The 23,819-nt window shown below is 61.7% G+C and carries 15 protein-coding genes and 1 pseudogene; 2 read left to right on the forward strand and 14 right to left on the reverse strand.

The window, feature by feature from the left end; genetic code table 11:
- Positions 1-7: 7 nt before the first annotated feature.
- From Thiosp_RS14505 to Thiosp_RS14535, 6 genes and pseudogenes are all read right to left on the reverse strand, one after another.
- On the reverse strand, positions 8-2,581 hold the full coding sequence (locus tag Thiosp_RS14505; RefSeq protein ID WP_201065394.1) for a DUF4214 domain-containing protein: 2,574 nt from the start codon (positions 2,579-2,581) through the stop codon (positions 8-10).
- Between the two features lie 17 nt (positions 2,582-2,598).
- Positions 2,599-3,293, reverse strand: a pseudogene (locus tag Thiosp_RS14510) (DUF4347 domain-containing protein).
- Between the two features lie 247 nt (positions 3,294-3,540).
- Entirely contained in the window at positions 3,541-4,584 is a 1,044-nt protein-coding gene (locus Thiosp_RS14520) for a helix-turn-helix domain-containing protein (protein ID WP_323696501.1), read from the reverse strand.
- Between the two features lie 61 nt (positions 4,585-4,645).
- A complete protein-coding gene (locus Thiosp_RS14525) occupies positions 4,646-6,424 on the reverse strand; it encodes an AAA family ATPase (RefSeq protein ID WP_201065385.1) in 1,779 nt (592 codons plus the stop codon).
- A gap of 364 nt (positions 6,425-6,788) precedes the next feature.
- Positions 6,789-7,331: a hypothetical protein gene (locus Thiosp_RS14530; RefSeq protein WP_201065382.1), complete on the reverse strand. Its 543-nt coding sequence runs from the start codon at positions 7,329-7,331 to the stop codon at positions 6,789-6,791.
- A gap of 20 nt (positions 7,332-7,351) precedes the next feature.
- A complete protein-coding gene (locus tag Thiosp_RS14535) occupies positions 7,352-8,827 on the reverse strand; it encodes a carboxylesterase/lipase family protein (RefSeq protein WP_201065379.1) in 1,476 nt (491 codons plus the stop codon).
- Positions 8,828-9,146: 319 nt separating this feature from the next.
- On the opposite strand from Thiosp_RS14535, the gene Thiosp_RS14540 reads away from it, so the two are divergent.
- Entirely contained in the window at positions 9,147-11,354 is a 2,208-nt protein-coding gene (locus Thiosp_RS14540; RefSeq protein ID WP_201065376.1) for a right-handed parallel beta-helix repeat-containing protein, read from the forward strand.
- Positions 11,355-11,479: 125 nt separating this feature from the next.
- On the opposite strand, the gene Thiosp_RS14545 is transcribed toward Thiosp_RS14540, so the two are convergent.
- From Thiosp_RS14545 to leuS, 8 genes are all read right to left on the reverse strand, one after another.
- Complete coding sequence (locus Thiosp_RS14545; protein ID WP_201065373.1) at positions 11,480-14,689, reverse strand: efflux RND transporter permease subunit; 3,210 nt, start codon at positions 14,687-14,689, stop codon at positions 11,480-11,482.
- Positions 14,686-15,807, reverse strand: coding sequence for an efflux RND transporter periplasmic adaptor subunit (locus tag Thiosp_RS14550; RefSeq protein ID WP_201065371.1), 1,122 nt, complete (start codon positions 15,805-15,807; stop codon positions 14,686-14,688). Before Thiosp_RS14550 ends, Thiosp_RS14545 begins: the two co-directional genes overlap by 4 nt.
- Positions 15,801-16,538 carry a TetR/AcrR family transcriptional regulator gene (locus Thiosp_RS14555; RefSeq protein WP_201065369.1) on the reverse strand — a complete coding sequence of 246 codons (738 nt, stop codon included), beginning with the start codon at positions 16,536-16,538 and terminating at the stop codon, positions 15,801-15,803. The genes Thiosp_RS14550 and Thiosp_RS14555 overlap by 7 nt, the downstream gene beginning before the upstream one ends.
- A 146-nt stretch (positions 16,539-16,684) precedes the next feature.
- Positions 16,685-17,338 carry a nicotinate-nucleotide adenylyltransferase gene (gene nadD / locus Thiosp_RS14560; protein WP_201065366.1) on the reverse strand — a complete coding sequence of 218 codons (654 nt, stop codon included), beginning with the start codon at positions 17,336-17,338 and terminating at the stop codon, positions 16,685-16,687.
- 51 nt (positions 17,339-17,389) lie between these two features.
- Complete coding sequence (locus Thiosp_RS14565; RefSeq protein WP_201065364.1) at positions 17,390-18,664, reverse strand: glutamate-5-semialdehyde dehydrogenase; 1,275 nt, start codon at positions 18,662-18,664, stop codon at positions 17,390-17,392.
- A gap of 92 nt (positions 18,665-18,756) precedes the next feature.
- Positions 18,757-19,773, reverse strand: a complete 1,017-nt coding sequence (gene holA / locus Thiosp_RS14570) for a DNA polymerase III subunit delta (RefSeq protein ID WP_201065362.1) — start codon at positions 19,771-19,773, stop codon at positions 18,757-18,759.
- Entirely contained in the window at positions 19,770-20,261 is a 492-nt protein-coding gene (locus tag Thiosp_RS14575; protein ID WP_242518416.1) for an LPS-assembly lipoprotein LptE, read from the reverse strand. Before Thiosp_RS14575 ends, holA begins: the two co-directional genes overlap by 4 nt.
- Before the next feature lie 136 nt (positions 20,262-20,397).
- Positions 20,398-23,022: a leucine--tRNA ligase gene (leuS, locus tag Thiosp_RS14580; RefSeq protein ID WP_201065360.1), complete on the reverse strand. Its 2,625-nt coding sequence runs from the start codon at positions 23,020-23,022 to the stop codon at positions 20,398-20,400.
- Positions 23,023-23,135: 113 nt separating this feature from the next.
- Between leuS and Thiosp_RS14585 the strand changes: the two genes are divergently transcribed.
- Positions 23,136-23,675, forward strand: coding sequence for a zinc ribbon-containing protein (locus Thiosp_RS14585; protein ID WP_201065351.1), 540 nt, complete (start codon positions 23,136-23,138; stop codon positions 23,673-23,675).
- Positions 23,676-23,819 lie beyond the last annotated feature (144 nt).

Raw genomic sequence — 23,819 nt, forward strand, 5'->3', positions numbered from 1 at the left:
GCGTGGTTCACGATTCCGGCTTCCCGCTGTCGGCCAGTAACGGCCCCCGTGATCCCACACGCATTCCATGTCCTTCAAATGGCTTGGAAATGGGTCCCGCAATTATCGTGATTACGCTCACCGTCGCAAGCGCGCTCGCATCGCCCGGCACCGGCTCAGGCACCGTGTAGGTGAAGGTGTTACCGCCAACCGTCAGGGTGTAGGTGTCACCTGCCTCAATGGTGCCCCCAAGCGTGTAGGTGTCAACCTCAGCCTGCGCAGCCTTATTCCCGGCGTCCATGGTCACGGCAAGAGGTGTGTCAGCGTATGCGCCGGCGAGCACCAACGTGCCCGGACCCGCTGCAACTGTAGCAGCAGCCTTTACCGCCGCAGCCGCAGCATTCTGGGGATCGGTTCCATCGACAGCCGCTGCATTCAACTCGTTGACGATGGCCGTCGCAAGGTCGGTCGCATTGGCCGGCACGGGATCCGGCACCGTGTAGGTGAAGGTTTCACCACCAACCGTAAGGGTGTAGGTGTCACCTGCCTCAATCGTGCCCCCAAGCGTGTAGGTGTCAATTTCGTTCCAGACAGGATCTGGATCTTGAGTATCGGCTTTGGTGGCTGCTTGGTCATCAGTTCCCGCAGTGACTGGCGCGGTCGTATCAACCTTGACGGCTGCTTGGTCATCAATTCCTACGGTTACTTCGGTTTGACCCGCTTGAGTATCGGCTTTGTTGGCTTCTTGGTCATCAGTTCCCGCAGTGACTGGCGCGGTCGTATCAACCTTGACGGCTGCTTGGTCATCAGTTCCTACGGTTACTTCGGTTTGACCCGCCTGAGTATCGGCTTTGGTGGCTGATTGGTCATCAGTTCCCGCAGTGACTGGCGCGGTCGTATCAGCCTTGACGGCTGTTTGGTCATCAGCTCCTTCGGTTACTTCGGTTTGACCCGCCTGAGTATCGGCTTTGGTGGCTGTTTGGTCATCAGTTCCAAGCACCAAATTTGCTGCCGATACTGTAACTTCAAGCGGTGTGCCATCGGCTGCGCCGGTGAGCACCACCGTGCCCGGATCCGTGGAGTTGGCTGCAACTGTAGCAGCAGCCTTTACCGCCACAGCCTCAGCATTCTGGGGATCGGTTCCATCGTCAGCCGCTGCGTCCAACGCAGCGACGATGGCCGTCGCAAGCGCGCTGGCATCGCCCGGCGCGGGATCCGGCACCGTGTAGGTGAAGGTGTCACCACCAACCGTCAGCGTGTAAGTGTCACCAATCTCAATCGTGCCCCCGAGCGTGTAGGTGTCAACCTCAGCCACCGCAGCCGACCCCGCCGCCACAACAATCGTATCCGTGCCATCGCCTACCATGACTGAATCCTGGCCCTTGCCACCGGCGATCGAGTTGGTGCCCGTTGTTTGAACCACAACATCTTGCGATCCATCGGAACCCGTTATGATCGTATTGCCAGCGCCGGTAATATCCCTCCCGTCCGCCACCGTAGCTGGGGCAGTCAAGGTCGTACCAGACGGAACCTGAATTTCGTGGTTGGTATTAGCGGAACTTGCCTCATCGGTATCTGACCCGCTGGTAAAGGTGATGACGCCATCGCCAAGAGTGGCGGTGACAGCGGCCCCTGGATTGTTAAATGAGATGACTCCGTCGCTTTCAGTGACCGTGAAGGTCGTGGTATCACCACCACCAGTAGTCCCAGTATCAGTAGTCGGATTCAAAATCTCGTCAATATCCCTACCCAGCCCTGCGGTACTGCCAGTATCAGCCGCATCATTGAAGACTGTGACCAGCTCGGTGATCTCTGTATCAGAGTCAATCGCATCAAAGAATGCCCCCAGATCATCATCGAAGTCGGCTAGGGCTGCCTTGAAGCTGCCAGGGGTTGCCACCTCTGCTTCGGCCATCGCCACAAGCAGCTCGCCGACCTGCTCGGCCGAGAGGTTAGCGTTAGCCAGCGCGCCGGCAAATCCCGCCCCTCCATCCGCGAGCATGGCTTGGATGGCCGTAGGATTGGTGTTACCGATCTCGACCAGCCGGATGCAAGAGTCGAGTAGACCTTGGATATCAGCCGCGTTGAATTGAGACGCCATCTGCGCGGAGAGGACTGCTTCGGCGGTATCGATCGCCGTTATGCTGGCGAGGAAGAAGCGCGCGGCTTCCTTGGACTCGGGCGTGTCGAAGGACAATCCATCTTCGGCCATGGCGTCATTAAAAATAGTTGATGCCTCACGCTTGGCGTCGAGCGCAGCGGTGTCTGCGGCGCTGGCATTGTAGGCGATGGTGTAGGCCATCTCGGCGACGGAGATTACGTTATTGCTGACCAAGTCAGCCCAGTAGGCTTCCCCGTCGGGTGGGGCCTCGCGGCCAAAAACGTTTTGAAACACCTGGTCGACTTGATCCTCTGGACTGAGGCCGTCGTAGTAGGCCTTGCCCTCGTCGGATTTGTAGAAATCGTCAACAAGGATCAAGTAGTTACCGCCTGATTCATCGAGCTTCTGTGCGTAGTATTCGAGCCCGCTTGGTGAAGCTGGACGGCCCATATACGCAATAAACATTGTGTCAACCTGGACAAGATAATCAGAAGCGGCCATGGTGGAATCCTCTTGGGTTAACCGCAGCACGGGCATATTAATGGCTGAGGCGAGTATGGGGTTGGTCTTGGAAAGACGTGCTGCGCAGAAACGTGAAGTCGTTCGTGATAGATGTCCTCCAGGGTATACATAGCACTGTCGGAGTTGCTCGGCGCGGCGGGGGCGTCGAGCGGATCGACCGCCTGGGTGCCAAGGGCAGGCAGCAGCAGGGTCAGGGCCGCCAGGGTCGGCGCACGCGGGCGGGTGGTGATCGTCCCCACGGTGGCTTCCAGGCGCCAGTCGCCGCCCTGGCCGGTGCGGTTGATGGAGGCGGCGACATCCGCGTCGGTGATCTCGGCAAGGCGCTGAATGAAACGCTGCCCGACCGGGCCGGCGGCCAGCTCGCAGCCATAGAGCAACAGATCGCCATCGACCGACAAGGCCTGACCGAGTTGCTTGAGCTTGGTCTGGACATCGGCCTCGTTTAGCGTCGCTTCGACCAGCTTGTCCGACCCAAGATGCAGCCGCCTGGCGTGCCATGACTCAACAGATGCATCGCATCGTAGCCGCAGTGTCTCGCGGCCCAGGCAGCCATGCGCGCCAGCCCGCCGTGACTGGCCTCGATCAATACCACCTCGACCCCGTCCCGAACCCCATCCGCCAGGGTCGGCCAATCGGCGAGGGTGGTATCAAGAAAGACCACTTCCTTACGGGGTGCCATGGTGTTGTTCATGGTTGATCACCGGGGCCAGCATTGGGGCAGACATTGCGCATTGTAGGGACGGCTTTAGACGCATCGAGTCTGTGCGACTGAAGCCGCACCTACATGACGGCGTCGGTCATGACAGTGACTCCCGAAATTTAACCCGCCCCGACGGCGATTTCTTGTACCAGCGTCCCAGAGTTGTTTGACTCAGCGTCCCAGTCAGAGCGGAAAAAACGGGAAGTGGTCGATCGCCGGCGCAAAGCGCGCCGGTGGCTCACACAGAGAGCAGCCAGTCGCGAAAGCGGGGCAGATCGGAGGGGCGCACGGAGGGGGCGGACCCGGCGGCTAGGCGCTGGCGCGCATCGCTCGGGCTGAGTGCAAAGGTGGCGCGAAAGGCGCGGCAGAAGTGGCTTTGATCGGAGAAGCCGCAGCGCATGGCGATCTCGGCGATGCTCAGATGGCGCAGCGCCGGATTGCCCAAGAGACGATAGGCGCGGGCGAGACGACGCTGCATGATGACGGCGCCCACCCCGCCCTCGGGAGCCAGCAACCGATAGAGCACGCTGCGCGAGCAGCCAAAGACCCGGCACAGATGGGCCGCGTCGAGCGGCTGTTGCAGGTGACGGTCGATGTAGGCGAGCAAGGCGACCTGGCTGAACGGCAGCGCCGGTGGTCGCCGAGGGTCTGTCTGGGTCTGGAAGGCGATGGCTTCGGTCAGGGTATGCAGCAGCCCGTTCACCACGGCGGGCGTCTCACTTGCGGTCAGGTCGGGAAGACTGTCCCAGACGCTGAACAGGTGGGCGGTGAGAATGCGCGTGAGCGGTCGCTCGGGTGGTAGCACCAGTCCGCCAGGACGGCCGGCGCCCGCCCGCTCGCCCAGACGGGCGCGGGGCATGATCAGGGTCAGGCAGCGAAAATCATGATCCTCGGCCAGGTAGGGATAGGCGAGGTCGATGATGCTAAGCGCACCGGGCATGATCGGCATCGGGCGTCCGCCATTGGTGGCCTGTCCCTCGCCCTGGGTATGAAGCTGCACCAACAGCAGGTCGCTACTGGCGGCGCCGCGCCAGATGAAGTGGCCGCGGGAGGCGCTGTCGCTGAGCATCAGATCGCCGAGGCTGAAGGCGCGGACCTGGGCGGCGAAGTTTTGGGGGCGCTTTCCGGCGGCCGGCTCCAGGTCGAACAGCGGGTGGAGGCTTTCGCGCCAGATCTCGAAGCCCTCATCGGCAAGGAACTGGCGGGCGTCAAGCTCGACAGGGCCGGCGGTCTGATCGGTGCGGCCGGCTGGACCGAGGTTGTCGCAAGGTTCAGGGGTCAAGCCAGGTGGTGATTCAGTTATGCTCAAGTCTGTAACACTACCCTTTGTCATCGCCAGCGTCCTACCCGCCAGCCACGCGCCACACCAGCCGTTCCACTCCCAAAGCGACCACGGCAAAGGCGCGCAGGTCGGTCAAGCCATGTCGCCGGGTCAGGGTGGCACCATAATCGCTTGCTTGGGCTTCGGCTTCGTCGAGTTTCGCTGCCACCGCCGGCCGTTTGACCAATGCCTCGCGCGATTCGCCCCGCACCTGCTCGCCGCTCAGGCCCAGTTCCTTCAGACGCAGATATTTGAATTCCAGCAGCAGATCAAGTGCCTGAAAGCGACGCATGTCCGGGCGGACGATCAGGGCCAGATCGGCATAGCCGCGCTCTGTCTCCAGCTCGGAGACGGCCATGTAGAGACGGTCGTCGAACAAGAGCGTCAGGAAGGCGAATTTCACCAGCAGCTCGTTGGTCCAGCGGTAGTCGCGGTTGGACAGCACGGCGAAGTAGCTTTGTTCGATCAGCGCGCACAGAGGTGCGAGATCGCCTTGCTGACCGAGGGCGCGCACCGCATCGGGCAGCTCGCGTGCGCGTCCGCTCGGCGGCAGCCAGCGTTCGCGCAAACGCTCCACATAGAGCCCACGCGCCACCAGATTGGGAATGCGCATCTGGCACTCGTTGAAGGAGTTCAAGCCCGCTAGGGTGAGAATGCCAAAGAAATACAGCAAGGACACCATGAAGGGCTGATCCTTCACCGCCGCCAGCACATCGGCCACGCCAAAGCGTTGCACCAGTTCCGGCACCAGCACTCGGTCATCGCCGCTTAGCGCTTCGATCAATAGCTCCTCGCCATGGGGTTGCGAGGCGATATAAATCAGCTTATTGCGATCCATAGCCAGGTTTTCATCGAGCATCTGCCGGGGGTATTTGCCTTGGGTGAACAGCGCGTCGAAAAAGTACAGGCTCAGAGTGGGGTTGTAGAGACTTTCCTCGGCCTCCTCGCTGAAACGATAGCCGTTGTAGAAGGTGCGCATGGTCGCCAGCGCCTTATCCGCTGACCAGTCGCCGCCTTCTTGGGCCAGTTGATTGAGGACGGCGGCCACCTCGCGCTCGGCAAAGCCGCACAGGTCGTTGAATTGGGGCAGCAGAAACAGATCCTTGCCGACGTTGTAGCCGCTGGTCATGTCGCTCAAGACCACCGGCGAGACGCCGGTGATGAACACCCGATCCAGCCCCATACCGCCAGCGGCGGCCTTAACCGACTTGAACACGGTTTTCATCAAGCCCTCGCCTTGGAGCAGGGTCTGGTAGCGATCCTGCCCGCCCGGATGCGCGGCCATCAGCACTTCATTGGCGAAGTTGTCGTATTCGTCGATCAGCAGATAGAGTTTGTGGGGAGTTTGGGAAAGGACACTCAAGAGTGTCTCCCAAGAGGTGAGGGAATCCTCGGGATGGATCTGAATCGGTTCTGGCAATCGCTCGCGATAACGCCGGGCGAAGGCACGAATGCGCCCGTTGATATGCCGATGCAGCGCCGCCTCGATGTCGCCAATCTCCCCATGCGCAGCGACCAGCGAGAAATCCCATTTGAGCACGAAAAACTGATTGCGCAGAGGCGTCGGGTTCTGCCCCACCGCCAGGGTGGCGAACAACGCCTCGAACTGCTCAGCACGGTTGAGATCGTAATAGTGCTCCAGCATGGACAGCAGCAGGCTTTTGCCGAAGCGGCGCGGGCGCAGGAAGATGAGCTGCCGCCCAGTGTTCTCTAGTGCGTCCAGACGGTCGGTGCGGTCGAGATACCAGTACCCCTCCTGCCTCAGGGTGCCAAAATCGCTCAGACCATAGGGAAAGTGCATGGGCGCTCTGCTCCTCGGGCGCTTTCTATAGGTATTGGGGATGATGGGGGACCTTGATCATTAGATCGGCCAAGACCGACTGGATCAGTCAGGCTTAAGCAACAGAGGATTTGGCAGAGCCCTCGATTTCTCATGCCCTTGGAGGTCGATACTAACCTTGGGTCAAGAAACATGGTTGAGAACTCAGTCAAATTTGATCGTAGTGCAAATTTTGCTGATGTGCCAGGGGTAGACAGCTGTCTTGCCTGCCAAGAGCCGATCATGCCCCTCGACGCCGCGCCCGTTAAGGTCTGCTCCTGGCCGACGGCGGTGTATCGCAGACCCGAAGAGCCCCATGTCACCCGAGCTTTTGTTCGCATCAGCGCTAGTCAGTGCTCAAACGCTGAATGTGGCCTTTGACTTCGTTGAGCGCGACGCCGCTGCCGACCAGAAGGACGTTTTTGCGTGGCGCCCCCGCGCCTTCGACGTAAAGTGCTGTCGTGCCGCCGAACTTTGCGGTCCACGAGTTCTGGGCTTCTGAACCGAGGTAGACGTTCTCAATTGCGCGGACCTGCATGCAGTTGAGCACTTTACGGCCCTTCGGCGTGTCGTGCCCCGAGATCAATAGACCCTGTTCCCGGTCGAGTTCGACGAATTCAAAGGATGTCTTGTCTCCGAAAGCGCCCCAGCCCAGGACCAGGCCAATTGCGGCGAGGCCGCCACAGAGGATCACGCGGAGCCAAAAGACCTCATCGGCGTTTGCCACCGGCATGATCCAGAAAAATCCACCGGCGGCGAAGAACACAGCCGCAAAGGTCAGTCCCGCGATCCGGTCGAACGCAGGCTTTGGATCCCGGGTTTCTTGGGCGCACAGAAACACGTCATCTGCGACCAGCTCTATCGTTCCCGCTTTGAATCGATGTGTCATATTGGTCGCTGTGGCGATCGTTAGGGAAAATCGCGCATCACCGCGGGCGCGATCGCCTCGAAGAAGTCACATTGCTCATTGGCGAGTCCATCGATGAGCTGAAAATCAGAGGGACCATTGATTTCCAAGATGGATTCCTGCGCAACGGAATACTCAGGCCAGTACGGGGCTGACTGCGCCTGGGGAAAACCTGTCGCAGCAAATGAGGTCCAAAGATCCATCATTTGCGCTGATAGCTCGAAATCCTCTGGACCGTAACCCTCCTGCGTATCAAGGTTACCAAACACGTAGGCCAGTTCCGCACCGTGGTAGCTGCCAAGATATTTACCGCTGATCGTCGGGGGCACGCGGGTAAAAAAATAGCGATACACTGGCACAGACAAAGAGGCCGCCCGAGCCGTGTGCCGAACCGGCTCCTGAACGCCGGCCAAACCAAGGACTGCGCTAGCTTGCCGTTGCGCCTCATCGTCAGTCGTGGCAGGCCAGTCACTCCACACCGCATCCGCGTTCTGGCCAAACCATTGTTCCAAGGCCAACTGATAATCGGCCAGCGTCTCTATACCGTATTCCCAGACGAACAAGCTCCCTTCGTCCCTGCTGGAGCCGATCATCATGGGTGCGTGATAGGTCTCCAGGGCTGCCAGTCTTGGGTCCTGATCCAGGAAGGCACCATCCATGACCGGCCCAAAGAAAAGCTGGATCGATGCAGCGGCTTGGATAATGTCCTCGGCGTCGAGCCGCCGCATCTCCTCAATGTCCGCAGCCCCCAGATCCGCTTGCAGCGCGAGCCCGTTGGCCTCTGCCTCCAGCCAGGACCCGCTGAGGTTCAAAACATACCAGTTTGACGACCCTGTGCCGCTTTGGGCGATGGCCCGATGAAAAAGCCCCCGGGTCGCGGCGGCGGTTTGGAACAGCGTCACGCTGCAGGCACCGGCGGAATTACCAAAAATAGTCACATTGCCCGGATCGCCGCCAAAGGCCGAAATATTCTCCTGCACCCATTCCAGCGCGGCTTTCTGGTCGTAGAGACCATAGTTTCCAGCCTGGCCCTGCTCGGAGTAGAGTTCCGGATGCACCAGAAAGCCCAAAGGCCCCAGTCGGTAGTTGGCCGTCACCACAACGACGCCTTGTCGCGCCAGAGCTGCTCCGTTGTAGGATGCCTCACTGGCAGAACCGCCGATGTATTGACCGCCGTGCATGAAAAACATCACTGGCAAGGGGTCGGCCCCTGCGTTCTGCGGTATCCAGACATTCAGATAAAGACAGTCTTCAGAAACCGACGTCAAACCGTAGATATTGGTGACACCCAGATCCTGAGGGCAAGCCGGCGCCAGACTCTCCGCCTGGTAAAGGCCCTCCCAAGCGGACTCGCGTTCGGGCAGCCGCCAGCGCAAATCTCCCACTGGGGGTGCGGCGTAGGGGATACCCAAGTAAGCATCGACATCACCGTCAAAGATGCCGGACACACTTCCGGACCGAGTTTCGACGACCTTCAATTCAGGATTATTTCCCCAACCCTCGTCCCTGCAACCAGGCAAAGCCGACACCAGGCCGAAGAGGAAAGCCGCAATCAGAAAAATCCTACTTCGAGTTGACAGACTAAACATCAGATTCGTAAGTATACTTAAGCATAGAGCGGTCTACGCGGGAGCGCTATCCGAAACATCATTGGCCCGAAGACCCCGCTACCGATCAGCAGGTCCCACTCGGGCGCAAGCCAACAGATTACAACAATCCACCGGAAGATGAGTCGATGTCCGTCATTTCTGCCGACAGCGCTTTTTCTTGCCAGCCAATTCTTTGGAGCCTTATTTAATGCTCAACGGTTTTCGACGCCTTCCACGTTTCTTGCTGCTAGCGATTGTCGCTGTCGCCGGATTTTCGTTCGCGACCTCGGCGTTTGCCGCGCGGCAGTTTTGGGTCTCCCCGGATGGGGATGATCTTGCACCCGGAACGCCCGATCAGCCCTTTCGCACCTTGGAACGGGCGCGCGATGCGGTGCGCGCGTTGCCTCGCCCACTGACGGGTCCAGTGGCGGTGAATCTTGCCGACGGTGTGTATCGGCTAGAACAGCCGCTGATCTTGGACGCGCGGGATTCAGGCGAAGCATCGGCGCCGATCATCTATCGTGCCGTGACTGGCGATACCCCTGAGATTCGGGGGTCGATCCCTATTCAGGGTTGGGAGCTCGTGCCCGGAACCCTGGATCTCTATGTCGCACCGACACCGCAGGTGCGGTCGCGGCAGTTTTTTGTGAACGGCAAACGCGCCCAGCGCGCCCGCACCTCGGACGATCCCGCCAGCTTCGTTCCGTTTTTTATTCCCGATGATTTGCCAATCCCGCAGAATCGCGAAGACCCCTGTAACCCGCCCACCACCCAGGTTCCGGTCACCGGCAGTGGTGGTATCGAATATGTCGTTGATCCGCTCAATCCGTCCGCCTGGCGTGACCCCAGCAGTTGGACCAACCAGTCCGAGATAGAGGCCGTGATCCTGGCGCAATGGAAATCCATGCGCGTGCGGGTTGATCGGGTAACCGATGACCCCGGCCTACTGGATCCCGAGAGTCGGCTCATCATGATGCAAACGCCGGGCTGGTGGAACGCCAACATGTTCCGCAGCGCGCCGGTGTCGATTCCGGGCATCAGCGACGATGTCTTTCCGACGGCCGACGGAGAACCCGCGCTCTGGAGCTTCTGGAAGGTCAGCTACTTCGAAAATGCGCTCGAGTTCCTGGACGAACCCGGCGAGTGGTATCTCGATGAGGCGAAGCAGCTGCTGTATTACATCCCGCGACCGGGTGAGGATCTGACCACGGCAGAGGCCGAACTGCCCGTGCTTGAGGCCCTGATCGACGTGCGCGGCGCAGCCGATGCGCCGGTGCGGTATCTGCGCTTTGAGAACCTGACCTTTGCCTACGCCACCTGGCTTGACCCCAGCAGCGCCGATGGCTATGTCAGCGACCAGAGCGGCTTTCATGTCGTTGGTGAAGACCATCTGACCAACTTCAGCGGCCATGTCGAGAATGTCCAGCGCACGCCGGGAAACCTGCGCTTTCTCTACGCACAGGATATCGGTTTCAGCGGAAATACAGTGTGGCACATGGGCGGTGTTGGCCTGGATGCGGGCGCCGGCAGTCAGCGGCTGCGCATCGTCAACAACCGTTTTGAAGACATCTCCTCCGCCGCCATTCAGCTCGGCGGCGTGCAGAAGGCCAACGCCCGCCCGGACAGCGATACCCGCACGGTGCGCAACAACCGCATCACCGACAATCAGATTCTCTATACCGGGCAGGACTATTTCGACGCCGCAGGCATTTTCGTGGGCTTTTCGACAGAGACCCTGATCGCCCACAACAGTATCAGTCATGTGCCATGGTCCGGCATCGCGCTCGGATGGGGCTGGGGGTTACTCGATCCAGGGTCCTATCCTGGCGTGTCCAATGCCTGTTCGGGTGACTGGGGCCAATACGACACTCCGACCATCAACAGCCGCAACCGGATTATCTTCAATCGCATCGAAAACTTTCTCGAAAAGCTCTGGGATGGCGGAGCGATATACACCCTTGGCCAGCAAGGCACCAGCCTCGACAACGGCCTGATGCTGGTTGGCAATGTCGCTAGCAACAAGCGACCTGAGGCCGGCTCCAACATCTTCTACACCGATGGCGGCAGTCGCTATGTCCAATTGCTGTTCAACGCGGAATTCGACAACTCAACAGGCTCTGTCGATTTTGGTTCGGGCGGTGCGCTGACCCAGCTCCTGCCCAACGCCACTCAGGAAATTCTCGGACTAATCAGTCTCGCTGACTTTCCCTATGGGGGGTCCATCGGCGGCTGCCGCACCTATGGCGACAACCTTTACCGGCAGAATTACCTCGCCAGTCTCTCGTTTTTCGACATCTGCCCCTTCACTGAGGCCGGAATCACTTATCCGACCAATCTCCAATTTGAGGACAACACGATCATCGAATTCCGCGAACAGGTGCCGCGGCGGATTCTCGACAAAGCCGGGCCGAGGTGATTCAGCCGCGTTATATCGCGGCGGAAAACACCGAAACATGCGGTACACATCAAAATCGGATCACCCGAGGACAACCCCATGCATCCTGCTCTTGAGCTAATGAGGCGCCCATGAGCGTCAGCAATTTAAGCCGGCTTGCCCTCATCCATGGACCTTCCGCCAAAGCGCTGCAGCCAGTGCGCCATTCGCCCAGCAATCTGCTCGCCCAGCACCAGCAGACATGGCGTCAAAATGAGCGTGAGCAGTGTCGCGATGCTCAGCCCGCCCACGATGGCGCTGGCCAACTGCGTCCACCATTGCGTTGATGGAGCGCCGAAACGGATGCTGCGGCCGATCAGGTCGATGTTCATTGCCAGCACCATGGGCATCAGCCCAAGCACCGTGGTGAGCGCGGTCAGGAATACCGGTCGCAAGCGACGGCGGCCGGTTTCCAGTGCAGTCGCGACCGGGTCCGGATACTCCCGGCGCAGGCGATTGTAGGTATCGATGAGTACGATATTGTTGTTGACCACAATACCGGCGAGCGAGATCAAGCCGAGGCCAACCATCACGATGCCGAAGGGCTGGCCGGTGACCAGCAATCCCAGCAGCACGCCGGCAGTCGAGAACACAATGGCCGAGAGCACCAGCAGCGCCTGATACAGGCTGTTGAACTGGGTGACCAGGATCAGCGCCATCAAGAAAATGGCGCTGATAAATGCCTGGCTCAGGAAGGTCGCGGCCTCGCGCTGATCGGCATCCTCGCCCTTGAAGCGAATCTCCACCCCAGCAGGCAACTCGGCCGCATCCAACGCATCGCGCAGCCGCTTGAGCTCGCTGTCGGCCAAGCGATCAGCGGCGACGTCGGCCTGAATGGTGACGGCGCGGCGCCCGCCGACCCGGTGTAGAGTGCCGACCTTGGGCGCCGGTGTCAGGGTAACGAAATTGCCGATGGGCACCATGCCGCCCGCGGTCGGGACTGTTAGCGTCTTGAGCTGATCGAGATGGCGGTCAGCTGCCGGAAAGCGCACCCGAATGTCGACCTCGTCGTCACTGTCATCCGGGCGATACTCTGACAGCAGAATGCCCTGAGTGAGCATCTGCACCGCATTGCCGAGCAGGGCGACATTGGCGCCATAGCGGGCGGCGCGCTCGCGGTCGACCTCCAGCCGCCATTCGATGCCCGGCAGCGGGCGGTCGTCCTGAACATCGGCGAAGCCGCCGAGACTGTCCATGACATCGCGCACCTGCGCAACGGTCGCATCAATCAGCGCCGTGTCGCGCGCGCTGAGCTCGATCTGGATCGGCTTACCCTCCGAAGGACCGCCCTCGGCTTTGCGGGTCTCGATCAGAATGCCGGGAATGTCATCCGTGCGCTCACGGATGTCGGCGAGAATGTCTTCCGCCGGACGGCGGCGAAACCAGTCGATGAATTCGAGCTGAATGGTGCCGATCACATCCTCGGCCGTCTGGCTCATCCCACTGTTGTTGTTGTGATATGAACGCGCGTAAATGGCCTTGAGCTCCGGCATGTCGAGAACACGCTGCTCGACCTGTTGCAAAAACAGGTCCTTTTCCTGAATCGACAGATCACCGCGTGCATGAACCTGCACCAGCGCGAATTCAGGCTCCACCTCGGGGAAGAATTCCACACCTTTGCCCAACTGAGAATACGCCAGGTAGGAGCCGATGAGCGCCAGCACAGCGACGGCCAGGGTCTTGCCCGGATGGTGCAGCAGCCGCTCGAGCAGGGCCAGATAGACCCGCAGGCCAGAATTGTCCGGGTTCTGGGATAAGGGCCGGGAGGTGGGTGAATCGGCTTGCCGCTCTTCAAGCTCTTCCCTCGCCTCGCCCTCCTCTCGCTCATCGCCCCTCGCCTCCCTTCCCTTGCCCCCACTCAGCGCCCAGCCGAGCACCGGCAGAAAAATCAGTGCCATTGCGAGCGATGCCGAGAGCGCGATCAGTACAGTGATCGGCAGGTATTTCATGAACTCACCGACAATCCCGGGCCAGAACAGCAGCGGAAAGAAGACCGCCAAGGTGGTCAGCGTCGATGCGGCTACCGGCCAGGCCATGCGCTTGGCTGCGCCGGCAAAGGCATCCCGCGGCGACTGCCCTTGCCCCAGACGGCGATCGGCCAGCTCAGTGACCACGATAGCGCCGTCGACCAGCATACCGACCACCAGGATCAGGCTGAACAGCACCACGATGTTGATGGTATAGCCCATGCTCTGCAGGACCAGCATGGTCGCCAGAAAAGAGGCCGGGATGGCCATGCCGACCAGCAGCGCGGAGCGCGGACCGAGAGCGGCGATGATGACGATCATCACCAGCAGGATGGCCGAGAGCACGTTGTTCTGCAGATCGCCCAGCATTTCGCGGATGCGATCGGACTTATCCTGCATGAAGGCAACCTGTAGTGTTGGCGGCCAGTGCGCACGCTCTTCGGCAACAATGGCGCGCGCGGCAGCGATTGTCTCGATGATGTTGGCGCCGACGCGCTTTTTGACTTCTAGCGTGACCGCTGGCTGTCCACCCACCCGAGCGAAACCCTGCGGATCTTTGAAACCGCGTCGGATCTCGGCCACATCGCTGAAGTTCACCACCCGATCGTCCGCGGCCTTAACCGGCATCGCCAGCATGTCGGTGAGGTCTTCGATCACCCCCGGCACCTTGAGCACCAGCCGCCCAGCACCGGTCTCGACCGCACCGGCCGCCACCAGACGGTTGTTGCTGCTGATCAGGTCGAACAGCTCGGCGTAACTAACGCCATAGGTCTGCATCACCGCCGGGTCGACAAGAATCTCCATCAGCGCATCGCGATCACCGCCGATGTCAACCTCCAGCACCCCGGTCAGGGCTTCGATGCGGTCTTTCAGATCGCGCGCGATCTGCACCAGCCCGCGCTCGGGCAGTGGTCCGGACAGGGCGATGGTCAGCACCGGAAAGAGCGCGACATTGACCTCATGCACTGTTGGCTCATCGCTTGATGCCGGCAGCTCCGCCTTGGCGAGATCAACCCGCTCGCGCACGTCGGCGAGCGCCTTGCGGCTGTCGAAGCCGGCGGTGAACTCGAGCTGCACCGAGGCAGAACCTTCCCGGGCGGTGCTGGTCATCTCCTTGATTCCCTCGATGCTCTGCAGCTCCTTTTCCATCGGGCGCACCAGCAGGCGCTCGGCATCCTCAGGCGCGATGCCCTCATGCGTCATGGAGACATAGATAATGGGCACAGTGACATCGGGCTCGGCCTCCTTGGGGATGCTTTGATACGCACCCGCGCCCGCAATCAGAATGAACACCAGCGCAAGCAGCACCGTGCGGCTGCGGGAAAAGGCCAGCTCAATCAGCGTATTCATGAGCCATCACTCGCCGCGACCGGCGCGACCACTTCGCCCTCGCTGACGAAGCCCTGACCGCGGGTGATGATGCGCGCCGAATCCGGCAAGCCGGCGACCCACACACCATCAAGCTCGGTGCGCAACAGCCTGACCAGGACAAAATGCACCCGGTCCTGCGCATCGAGGGTGCGCACGCCGATCTCGCCTTGATCGTTTAAGGTCAGGGCCGCCGGGGAGAGGAAATGACCGCTGGCCTCACCGGTGCGGATGCGCAGCTCGACACTGACACCACCGGCCAGGCGGCGGTCCGGATTCGGCACCTCGGCCTCGACCCGAAAGCTGCGCGTTTGCGCATCGGCAACGCGCGAAATGTAACTCAGCAGCCCCTGAGTCTCCTGGCCATCAAGCAGCTCGACCTGCACTGGCGCGCCGGGCTCGAGCGCGCCGGCGCGCTGCTGCGGCACCTGTGCAGTGGCTTTGAGGCGAGCATTGTCGACCAACTCCAGAATGGCGTCGCCACGCTGCAACAGACTGCCGATTTCCACCTCGCGACTTTGCACGACCCCGGCGAAGGGCGCGCGAATGGACAAGCGCTCGATCTCCAGACGCAGCCGCTCAAGCTCGGCCTGTGCCGTGGCCAGACCAGCTTGGGCGTTCTTGATCTGGGTGCGTGCCTGCATGCCCTGCTGGCCCAGCGTCTCGGACGCCGACAGCTCCAGCGCGCGCGCGGCCACCTCGGCCTCAGCGCGGGCGAGTTGGGCCGGCCGGTCGTCCTCAGCCAGCTCAACCAGCAGGGTCCCAGCCTCGACCCAGGCGCCCTTCTCCACCGGCAGCGCGACCACCCGCCCCTCGGCCTCCGCGCGCAGGGTCACCCGGCGCCAGGGCTCGAGCTGGCCCTGAACCACCACCTCTTTGGGGATCGTCTGGGCCAGGCTGTCGGTGACCTGCACCCGCATGCGCTTGGGCGTCGGCGCGGTTGACTGCTCGCCGGCGGCCTGGTTGGCAGTGACTGACTCGCGCTCAGGCGAGGCGCTGCCAACCAGGCCGCCGGAGAGCATCCACAGGGTCACCGCCACTGCCAGAGCGAGCGACAGCACAAGCGGTCGCTTGAGCACCGAGATGATCCGACCTAGCATTGGCTGCTCCCGTTGGAGCCTTGCTCCACGGCATCGCCCTGATCGATTCTCTTACCCTGGTTGTTTTGCTGGCCCTGCTCGTTTCGCTGGCCCGCCGGCGCGGCCGATGCTTGTCCAACCAGCGCGCAGACGACAAATTCGCTCACGGCTTCGGCAACTGACTCCTCATCACCGAGCAGACACCAGTCAGCGCCAGCCCAAATCATCGACACCGCACCCCTGAAAGCGGCGCCGATGCCCAGCATCAGCCGCGCCGGTGATCGCGGCGCGATCAGCCCCTGCTCGATGCCGGCAGTCAGGATCGGCTCCACCCAGTCCTGAAATGCCTGATCGAGCAGCAGCAAATCCTCCCGCCAGCGGGGGTCGGCACGCTCCTTGAAGTCGCAGCGCTCGCAATACTCGACGACGTAACGATAAGCCTTGTGCTCAATGTGATAGCGCAGCGCACGTTCCATTGACAAGCGAATCTGGTCTGTCGGCGACCCCTGCGGAATTTGCGCGCGCAACAACTCGAGCAGGCCACGATAGAAATCCACCATCAAACGAAAGAGCAGCTCGTCCTTGCTCGCGAAGTGCATATAAACAGTGCCCTTCCCCACCTCCGCACGCTCGGCGATCTGACTGACGCTCACCGCCTCCCATGCAGGCGTCGAGCAAAGCTCGAGTGCCGCGGCCAGGATATCCCGCTCGCGCCGATTGAACTGGCGTTGTTTGCGCTCGATGGTTGGCATTTGGGCCAAGCGTTCCTAAAAATGTGACTAGCGGTCATTTTATGACTGCTGGTCATAATGACGCAAGCGCGCATGTTCACCGACATGATGGGCTTTCACCGCCCTGCGATGTGCCCGATGAACCTTAGGAACCCTGCGGGCTCCGCCTAGAAGGCAACCGAATCTCTTGGGGAAACATAAAGCCCGGTTGCATGAATGATGGCCAGCACGGCATCGGGCAGCAGATAGCGCGGGCTCTGCCCCTGGGCCAGGGCAGCGCGGATGGCGGTCGCAGAAATGGCGAGCTGGGTGACATCCTGATAAAGAATGACGCCACCGGGCGACTGGCGCAGCTGCGCGGGCTCCGGACTCTGGTGGCTAGAGAGCATGGTGCGAAGGCGCAAATCGCTCGGCGCATTCGCATCGGGGCGACGCATCACGATCAGATGGGAAAGCTTTAGAATCTCATCCGGGCGATACCAGTCGGCGAAACTCTCGAAGGCATCACCGCCGACCAGCAGGCACAGGGGCCGGTCTGAACCGAGCTCGGCACGCAGGGAGATGAGGGTGTCGAGCGTGCGCGAGGGACCTTCACGCGCGAGTTCGCGCCGATCAATCACGAAACCCGGTTGGTCGGCGACGGCCGCTTCGAGCAAGCGCAGGCGCAATTCCCCCCAAGCCACCGGCTGCGCGCGATGCACGGCCTGATTTAGCGGGATCAGCCGCAGCTCATCAAGTGCAAGTGCCTGAAACACCTCGAGCGCCGGGCGCAGATGGCCGAAGTGGACCGGGTCGAAGGTGCCGCCGAAGATGCCGATCATGAAGAAGCAATGCGTGATGAGGAGCGAGAAAAATGCATTCCTCCGTTGCCGTTAGGTGCGAATCTGCCCGTCGCCGAGCACGATGAACTTCTGGCTAGTCAGCCCCTCCAGGCCAACCGGGCCGCGGGCGTGAAATTTGTCGGTGCTGATGCCGATCTCGGCGCCTAATCCGTACTCGAAGCCATCAGCGAAGCGGGTGGAGGCATTGACCATGACCGAGCTGGAATCAACCTCGCGCAGAAAGCGGCGGGCGCGGCTGTAGTCTTCGGTCACGATGGTGTCGGTGTGGTGAGAGCCGTGGCGCTCGATATGATCAATCGCCGCATCCATGTCGGCGACTACGCGAATCGACAGGATGGGCGCGAGGTATTCGGTGTCCCAGTCTTCCTCGCTGGCGGCTTTGGCGTTTGGGATCAGGCGGCAGCTTTCGGCACAGCCGCGCAACTCGACGCCCTTTTCCGTCATTTCCACACCCAGTTTTGGCAGGATGGCCTCGGCGACCCCTTCGGCAACCAGCAGGGTTTCCAGGGTGTTGCAGGTCCCATAGCGCTGGGTTTTGGCATTCATCGCAATCGCAAAGGCCTTGTCGAGATCGGCCTTGTCGTCGATATAGACATGGCAGATGCCATCGAGGTGCTTGATCACCGGCATGCGCGCCTCGCGACTGATGCGCTCGATCAAGCCCTTGCCGCCGCGCGGGATGATGACATCGACGTATTCCGGCCGGCTCAGCATGGCGCCGACGGCAGCGCGGTCGGTGGTGGCAATGACCTGCACGGCATTGAGCGGCAAGCCGGCCTGCTCCAGCCCCGAGCGAATGCAGGCGGCGATGGCCTGATTGGAATGGAAGGCCTCGGAGCCGCCGCGCAACAGGCTAGCGTTGCCGGATTTGAGGCACAGGGCAGCGGCATCGGCAGTCACATTGGGGCGGGACTCGTAGATGATGCCGACCACGCCAAGCGGCACCCGCATGCGCCCGACCTGAATGCCGGAGGGGCGATAGTTGAGATCGGTGATGGCGCCGACCGGATCGGGCAAGGCGGCGATCTGCTGCAGGCCTTCGATCATGGCGTCGATGCGGCCCTTGGTCAGTTCGAGGCGGTCGAGCAGCGCCGCGTCCAGTCCCTTGGCGGCACCAGCGTCCAGATCCGCGCGATTGGCCTCGGCGAGCCGCTCGCGTGCGTGATCGAGTTCTGAGGCCATGGCCAGCAAGGCCTGGTTTTTTTGCTCGGTGGTCGCCCGCGCCAGGCTGCGCGCCGCCGCGCGCGCAGCGGCGCCGACCTGATCGATGTAAGCCTGAATGTCCTGGATGTTTGAGTCCTGCATCTGTGTTATCTCCGACATCTCCTGATCGCTGGGCGAATTATCTCTGAGCAAATGATCTCTGGGCGCATGCTCTCTGGGCGCATGCTCTCTTGCTAACCGCGTGCTCTCGCGCCCTGCGCGAGCCCGTCGGCGATGCGCGCGAGCATGGTCCAGGGGTCACCGTCGCCGCGGCCTTTGATGGCGAGGTCGACGGCGGCGCATTCGAGCAGCAGGCGCCACAGGTAGGGCACCGAGTATCGCTCCAGCGCCTTGAGCACGCCATCACGACGGCTGTCCCAGACTTGATGGGCCTGAAACGCCGCATTGACGTCCTGGCGCGTCCGTTTCGCGAAAGCGACCGCAGCGAGCATGCGCAGCTCGCGCGCCAGCACCCAGAGCACCAGGGGTTCGGCGGTGCCCTCCCCGGCCAGGCCGCGGACGATGCGCTGCGTGCGGGCGCGGTCTCCGGCGAGTGCCGCTCCGGTCAGGTCGAACAAGTCATAGCGCGCACTGTTGCCCACGGCGGCGCGCATGGCTTCTGGGTCGATGGGACCCGGCTCGAGCAGCAACGCGAGCTTGCTGACTTCCTGATCAGCGGCGAGCAGATTGCCTTCGACCCGCTCGGCCAGCAGCGCAGCCAATTCTGGCGTGGGCACAAAGCCTTTGGCGCGCAAGCGTCGGTCAAGCCATTGCACCAAGGCCGGTCCTTGCAGGCGGCGCACTTCAAGTATCACACCGACTTTATCCAGTGCCTGCGCCCATTTGGTCTTCAGATCTTTCCAGCCAAGCGCCGGTGCCTGGATCAGCAGCAGCACATCCTCGCCGGGCTTCTGGCAATAGGCGCGGATCGCATCGGCGCCCTCGCGGCCAAGCTTGTCATTGACTCGCAACTCGATCATGCGCCGATCGGCAAAGAGCGACAGATTACCCGCCTCGGCGGCCAGGGACGACCAGTCGAAATCCTTGGAGTGCTCTAGCACCTGCCGTTCGCTGAAACCCTGCTCACGCGCCTGGGCGCGAATCGCGTCAACAGTCTCCTTGAACTGCAGAGGCTCTTCGCCGCAGACCAGATAAACGGGCGCCAATCCCTTGCGGAATTGGCCCTGGAGTTGGTCAGGGCGCAGCTTCATGGGGCATCTGAAGCCAGCGCGGCACGTAGGCGCATCAGAATGCGGTCGGCCACATCGGCGACCAGGTCCTGATAGATGATTTCCGACTCGAGCTGCTCACCCAGCACGGCGGCATTCGGGTTGTCATCGAAGGTGCGCACCGCGCTCAGCCACTGCGGCGAGATCAAAATTTGCCCGTCGCGACCAAGCGCATCGAAACTGACCGCGTAGGTCAGTTCGTAAGCGAGGGCCTTGCCATTGCTGTCCACTGCCACGATGCGCGAGCTACGCTGCTGCCCCAACACCCGCACGATCAGTCCCGCCTGAGCGGCTACCTGGGTCAGGCTGAGACCGCCGCCCTCAAGCCGATTTTGCATCGCCTCCCCAACCGCCCCGCCAGATTGGATAAATACCGGGCTGTATTCACTTGGAAGATCCACGGTGCCGCGCAACTGAAAGCCGCAGCCGCCTGCACTCAGCAGGGCGATCGTCAGCATCCAGGCAGACATCCAGGCAGGCATCCAGCTAAGCATCCGCGAGTTACCGCGGACATGACCGAGCTGAGCAAAACCCCTGACAGCCAGTTTGCGAGTCATCATCCGTTCCTCCAGATCGCGTCAGGCAGATCGCCTCAGGCAGATCGCGTCAGGCAACCACCAGATTGACCAGTTTCGCCGGCACCAGAATCACCTTGCGCAGCCTCTTGTCCTCAAGGTGCCGGGCGACGTTCTCGTTCCCCAGGGCCGCAGCCTCGATCTCGGCACGCTCGGCAGTGGCCGGCACCTGAATCTTGCCACGCACCTTGCCATTGACCTGCACGACATATTCGATGCTGTCCTGCTCCAACGCCGCCTCGTCCACCGCCGGCCAGCCAGCCTGCAAGATATCCTCGCCGAAGCCGAGCTCGCGCCACAAATAGTGGCTGACATGGGGCGCGATGGGTGCGAGCAGCTGAAGCACCAGGGTCAGTCCCTCGCGGAAGACCGCCTGCGCCCCTTTTGGTGGCGAAGGCGGCGCTTCAGCCGGCAGCTTGTGCAGCACATTCACCATGGTCATGCAGCCCGAGACCACGGTGTTGAACTGCTGGCGTTCATAGTCGAACAGCGCCTTTTTCAGCGCCAGATGCAGCTCGCGGCGGGCGGTGGCGAGCGGCTCGGGGAGATCGGCCAATGGCGGCTGATCAGCCGATGGGGCCGCTGATGGGTCTGGCGCTGCCACCTGCGCGGTCTTGGCCTGGGTTGCGGCGAGATGCCACAGTCGTTTCAGGAAGCGTGCAGCGCCCTCGACGCCCTCGTCGTTCCACTCAAGCGACTGATCCGGCGGCGCGGTGAACATGGTATAGAGCCGCACGGTGTCAGCGCCATAGCGATCGATCAGCTGCTCGGGGTCGACGCCGTTGTTCTTGGACTTCGACATCTTCTCGATGCCACCGAAGAACACCGGCTCCCCATCGGCCTCCAGCACCGCGCCGACCACCTGGCCTTTGTCGTCCCGGGTGACCTTGATCTCTGCCGGATTGAACCAGTGCTTGCGCCCGTCGGCGCCCTCGCGATACCAGGTCTCGGCCACCACCATGCCCTGAGTGAGCAGTCTAGCGAAGGGCTCGTCGCAGTCGACCAGGCCCTCGTCACGCATCAGCTTGTGAAAAAACCGCGCATAGAGCAGATGCAGGACGGCATGCTCGATGCCGCCGACGTATTGATCGACCGGCAGCCAGTAGTTGGCGCGTTCATCAAGCATGGCTGAGTCACAGTCGGCAGAGCAGTAACGCGCGTAGTACCAGCTCGACTCGACGAAGGTATCGAAGGTGTCGGTCTCGCGTGTCTCGCCATTCGGTAACTCATAGAATGCCGGCATCTTCTTGAGCGGCGAGCCCGAGCCGTCCACGACGACGTCCTCGGGCAGGCGCACCGGCAGCTCGGTCTCGACACGCACCCCACCATCGGCGCCGCGCACGATGGGCAAGGGACACCCCCAGTAGCGCTGGCGCGACACACCCCAGTCGCGCACGCGATAGTTGACGCGCTTCTCACCACGGCCGTGCTCGGCCAGCCAGTCGGCGATGGCCTCGATCGCATCGTCCGACGCCAGGCCGTCGAAGGGGCCGGAGTCGGTCAGAATACCTTTTTCGACAAAGGCAGCCTTATCGATGCCGCAGGGCGCGCCATCGACCGGGATGATGACCTGCTTTTTCGGGATGCCATAGCGCTCGGCAAACTCCCAGTCGCGCTGGTCGTGCCCCGGCACTGCCATGACAGCACCGGTGCCATAGCCCATGAGCACGAAGTTGGCGGCATAGATGGGCACCGGCTCCCCGGTGACCGGATGCAGGGCATTGAGCCCGAGCGGATGGCCTTTTTTCTCCATCGTCTCGATCTCGGCCTCGGAAATACCGCCCTGGCGGCAGTCCTCGATGAAAGCGGTGAGTCCAGCATCCTGCTCAGCCATGCGCCGCGCCAGCGGATGCTCGGCGGCAACCGCCACATAGGTCACGCCCATCAGAGTGTCGGCGCGGGTGGTGTAGATGCCCAAGGTCTCAGCGGGCGTCGCGTCGGAACCCTCAATGCCGAAGGTCATGGCGACCCCCTCGGAGCGCCCGATCCAGTTGCGCTGCATGGTGCGCACCTGCTCAGGCCAGCCATCGAGTGTATCCAGTGCGTCGAGCAGTTCCTGGGCATAATCGGTGATGCGCACAGACCATTGTTCGATCTCGCGCTTCTCGACCGGGGCGCCTGAGCGCCAGCCGCGCCCGTCGATGACTTGCTCATTGGCGAGCACGGTCTGATCAACCGGGTCCCAGTTCACCATGGCGGTGGCCCGATAGGCGAGGCCCTTGTCCACCAGGCGCCCGAACAGCCACTGCTCCCAGCGGTAGTAGTCTGGGTCGCAGGTGGCCAGCTCGCGCGCCCAGTCGTAGCCGAAGCCAAGCTGCTTGAGCTGGGCCTTCATGTACTCGACATTCGATCGCGTCCATTGCGAGGGCGGAATGCCGTGCTTGATGGCCGCGTTCTCCGCCGGCAGGCCAAACGCATCCCAGCCCATCGGCTGCAAGACATTCTTGCCAAGCATGCGCTGATAGCGCGAAATGACATCGCCGATGGTGTAATTGCGCACATGCCCCATGTGCAACCGCCCGGATGGATAGGGAAACATCGACAGGCAGTAAAACTTCTCACGTGCCGGGTCTTCGATGGCGCGAAAGGACTGGCGGTCTTCCCAAAAGGCTTGTGCCTCGACCTCAATGGCGCGAGGATCATAATCGCTGTGCATAAACTGGCCGACAGTGAAACAGGACGAGCGAAACTCGCCTAAGATTGAATTGACCGCAAAGGATAACGCAAAACCCCCGCGAACCGCGCGCCAACGCGCGCAGGAGAATCACAATGTCCGACGACCGCTCTGACCCGCGCAAGCCCGAATCCGTCGATCGCCTGGTCGATGCCTATGAGCGGATGCTCGAGCGCACCCGCGAGCGACTTGATGCCGCCGAGGAGAGCGCCCCGAAATTGCGCGACTGGCTCGAAAAAACCCGCGACCACATGGTCGAGCTCGGCGAACTGACGCGCGAGGAAGCCAACCGCGTCGCCGAATACATCGAGCGCGACATTGAAGACGCCGCCCACTATCTCGTCGATACCGGCGAGGAGCTGAAAACCTGGTGGCGTTTTGATCTGGAGTTGATCGAAGATCGCCTGCTCGACGCCTTCACCAGCGTCGCGGATCAGACCAGAGTGCAACTGCAAGCCTGGGCCGAACGCGCCGAGCAAGCCCGTGGCGAGCGGCGTTACCAAAGCGGCGAGATTACTGGCCCAGGAACCCTAGTGTGCGCCAACTGCGGCGCCCGAGCGCATTTTCAGCGTGCGACCCGGATTTCGGACTGTGCGGAGTGCGGTGGTACGGAATTTCACCGCGAGCCGTCTTAAGCACTCGCCTGACGCGCCAGCTTTCACCCCAACGCCGGCTCCAATTTAATGCTCAAACAGCAAACGAAGCTCGGCGTGGCCGTTGCGGGAGTCCGTTTCGACGCGATCGGCAAGGTTGCGGATGAGTGACGCCGAGACCGATTG

The sequence above is a fragment of the Thiorhodovibrio litoralis genome (assembly GCF_033954455.1).
Lineage (GTDB): Bacteria > Pseudomonadota > Gammaproteobacteria > Chromatiales > Chromatiaceae > Thiorhodovibrio > Thiorhodovibrio litoralis.